General features: G+C 65.6%; 3 protein-coding genes and 1 pseudogene. 3 read left to right on the forward strand and 1 reads right to left on the reverse strand.

Going from position 1 to position 3,274, the window contains the following annotated elements:
• A pseudogene (locus tag KGM94_RS24515) lies at positions 1–87 on the reverse strand (glutathione S-transferase family protein); the annotation flags it as partial.
• A 511-nt stretch (positions 88–598) separates the two neighbouring features.
• Between KGM94_RS24515 and KGM94_RS24520 the strand changes: the two are divergent.
• The 3 genes from KGM94_RS24520 to KGM94_RS24530 all read left to right on the forward strand — a co-directional run.
• Entirely contained in the window at positions 599–1,801 is a 1,203-nt protein-coding gene (locus KGM94_RS24520; protein WP_300265106.1) for a pyridoxal phosphate-dependent aminotransferase, read from the forward strand.
• A 155-nt stretch (positions 1,802–1,956) separates the two neighbouring features.
• Positions 1,957–2,436 (forward strand): DUF992 domain-containing protein, encoded by a 480-nt coding sequence (locus tag KGM94_RS24525; protein ID WP_300265109.1) that lies wholly within the window; start codon positions 1,957–1,959, stop codon positions 2,434–2,436.
• A 177-nt stretch (positions 2,437–2,613) separates the two neighbouring features.
• Positions 2,614–3,274 (forward strand): GTP-binding protein (locus KGM94_RS24530; RefSeq protein WP_300265112.1); only part of this gene is annotated, 661 nt, incomplete at its 3' end.

The raw sequence follows: 3,274 nt of genomic DNA on the forward strand, positions 1-3,274 counted from the left end.
CGCTTGATAGGGCACGTTCAGCAGCGCCAGCGCAAGGCGGACCTTGTAGCTGTTGCCCGAGCGTTGCATCGAATAGAGCTTGTACATTCTGAAGGGTCGAATCCTGGAGGGAACGGCTGCGCGGCTTGTCGCCCGCCAACGCGGCTAAACAATGATGCGGTTGTGAATCGGCCGCAAGACCCGGCGGTTGCAAAAGGTCGAAAACCTCTGCCGCACTGCAACCATGCGGAAAGCCATTCAACACGGCGGGACAAATCGGATCACGCTTGCGCGACTCTCGCGCGCCTGTCGGCGGGCAGCGGCGGCTCGTGCCGCGTCGGCGGCGATTGGCATGCGGGATGACGGATCGTCGAGCGAGGTTGCCAGATGCCGCCCGCCGGGGACGCGCAATCAGAGGGCTTGCCGGATATGAGCCATTTTGCCGCGAAGTTTTATGAATGTTGCGCGAATGCCTGGCGCGCGAGCGCTCCGAATCCGCAAATCCTGCCGTGCGGGACGAAGCTTCTTGCGGTGCAGCGGCACCCGTCCTAGGGTGCATCATTCCCACAATCGGAGTCGTGACCAGCGATCGGTTCACGACGTTTGCCAGGAGATGATGATGTCCTTCCTTGCCGCTGCGCTTGACCGTGTGAAGCCGTCCGCGACCATCGCGGTCACGGACAAGGCACGCGCGCTGAAAGCGGCGGGCCGCAACGTCATCGGCCTCGGCGCCGGCGAACCCGACTTCGACACGCCGGCCAACATCAAGCTGGCGGCGATCCGCGCCATCGAGGCCGGCAAGACCAAATACACCGCGGTGGACGGCATTCCCGAGCTGAAGGAGGCGATCATCGCCAAGTTCCAGCGCGAGAACGGCCTCGTCTACAAGCCGAACCAGGTCATCGTCGGCACCGGCGGCAAGCAGGTGCTCTACAACGCGCTGATGGCGACCATCAATCCGGGCGACGAGGTGATCATCCCAGCGCCCTACTGGGTCAGCTATCCCGAGATGGTGGCGCTCGCCGGCGGCGAGTCCGTGCCGGTGGTCTGCACCGCCGCGACCGGCTTCAAGCTGCAGCCCGACGCGCTGGAGCGCGCAATCACGCCGAAGACCAAGTGGATCATCCTCAACTCGCCGTCGAACCCGACCGGTGCGGCCTATACCCGCGCCGAGCTCAAGGCGCTGGCCGACGTGCTGGTCAGGCATCCGCAGGTCTGGGTGATGACCGACGACATGTACGAGCATCTGGTCTACGACGACTTCCAGTTCACCACGCCGGCGCAGATCGAGCCGAAGCTGTTCGACCGCACGCTGACCGTGAACGGCGTCTCCAAGGCCTATTGCATGACCGGCTGGCGCATCGGCTATGCCGGCGGCCCGGCGCAGCTCATCAAGGCGATGGCGACCATCCAGTCGCAGTCGACCTCGAACCCTTGCTCGATCGCGCAATGGGCGTCGGTGGAGGCGCTCAACGGTCCACAGGACTTCATTCCGCAGAACAACAAGGCGTTCAAGGAGCGGCGCGACCTCGTGGTCTCCATGCTCAACCAGGCCAGCGGCATCGACTGCCCGCGCCCCGAGGGTGCGTTCTACGTCTATCCCTCCTGCGCCGGTACGATCGGCAAGACCGCGCCGTCGGGCAAGAAGATCTCCAACGACGAGGAGTTCGTGACCGAGCTCCTGGAGAGCGAGGGCGTCGCCGTGGTGCAGGGCTCGGCCTTCGGCCTGGGCCCCGCCTTCCGCATCTCCTATGCGACCAAGACCTCCGACCTCGAGGACGCCTGCAAGCGCATCCAGCGCTTCTGCGGCAACCTGCGCTAAGGCGGTCGGCTGCAACGGAAAAGGCCCGCCTCGCGCGGGCCTTTTTCGTGGCCGCGCGCAATCTGGTACGGCGCAGATTGTTGTGGCATAGAACGTCGCGCGCCGCGATCGCGGTGCCGTCCTGCCCGCATCACGATTTCAGCCGGAGATTTTCCATGCGCCGTTCCCTGGTCCTTGCCGCGCTTGCCGCAGCCGGCCTCGTTGCCTCCATTGCCGGCGCCGACGCACAGCAGAGGATGGTGCGGATCGGGGTGCTGGAATGTCGCGGCGGCGCCAGCGTCGGTTTCATCGTGGGCTCGGTGACCAATCTCGGCTGCGTGCTGCGCGCCGACGCCATGCCGGAGGACCGCTACGTCGCCACCATCCGCAAGGTCGGGCTCGACATCGGCATCACCCAGGAGACCGCGCTCGCCTGGGGCGTGTTCGCGCCGGTGGACCGGCTCGGGCCGGGCGATCTCGCCGGCAACTACGCCGGTGCGCACGGCAGCGCATCGATCGGCGTCGGCCTCGGTGGCAACGTGCTGGTCGGCGGCTCCAACAATTCGATCGCGCTGCAGCCCCTCAGCGTGCAGGGTCAGGTCGGCCTCAACGTCGCCGCCGGGCTGGAGAGCCTGGAACTGCGTCCGGGGCGCTGACGCCCACGGCCGATCGCGGCAAACGCGTCGCAATGGCGCGTTCTTGCCGGATATCGACATGATCCGAAGGACGATGCGCCGCAGCGACGTTTCGCGCTTGCCAAAAGGGGAGGACGGGCAGAGCATCGGTCATTGCCGACCCAATCACGGGCCGAGCTCCAGATGAAGGAGACGGCAATGGGACAAGACGTCAGAAGTCCCCGCGGTCCACGGTGCATTGCACTGGTGGGCCCTTTCCAAAGCGGTAAAACCACACTTCTTGAAGCGATATTGGCGCGAACGGGCGCGATCCCGCGCGCCGGCAGCGTCGACGCCGGAACCTCGGTCGGCGACGCCAGTCCCGAGGCCCGCCATCACAAGATGACCGTCGGCCTGACGGCCGCCACCACCAGTTTCATGGGCGACAGCTATACCTTCATCGATTGTCCCGGCTCCGTCGAGTTCTTCCACGACATGCGCGCCACGCTGCCCGCGGTCGACGCCGCGGTCGTGGTCTGCGAAGCCGACGAGAAGAAGCTGCCGCAGCTCCAGATCATTCTGCGGGAGCTGGAGGAGCTGAAGGTTCCCCGCTTCCTGTTCCTCAACAAGATCGATCGCGCCACCAAGCGCATTCGCGAGACGCTCGCGACCCTGCAGCCGGCGTCCCGCGTGCCGCTGGTGCTGCGCCAGATTCCGATCTGGAACGGCGAACTGATCGAAGGCTTCGTCGATCTCGCGCTCGAGCGCGCCTTCGTCTATCGCGAGCACAAGGCGTCTGAAGTGGTCGCGCTCGAAGGCGGCAATCTCGATCGCGAGAAAGAAGCCCGCTTCTCGATGCTGGAGAAGCTCGCCGATCACG

Source organism: Bradyrhizobium sp. (assembly GCF_028868675.1).
GTDB lineage: Bacteria > Pseudomonadota > Alphaproteobacteria > Rhizobiales > Xanthobacteraceae > Bradyrhizobium.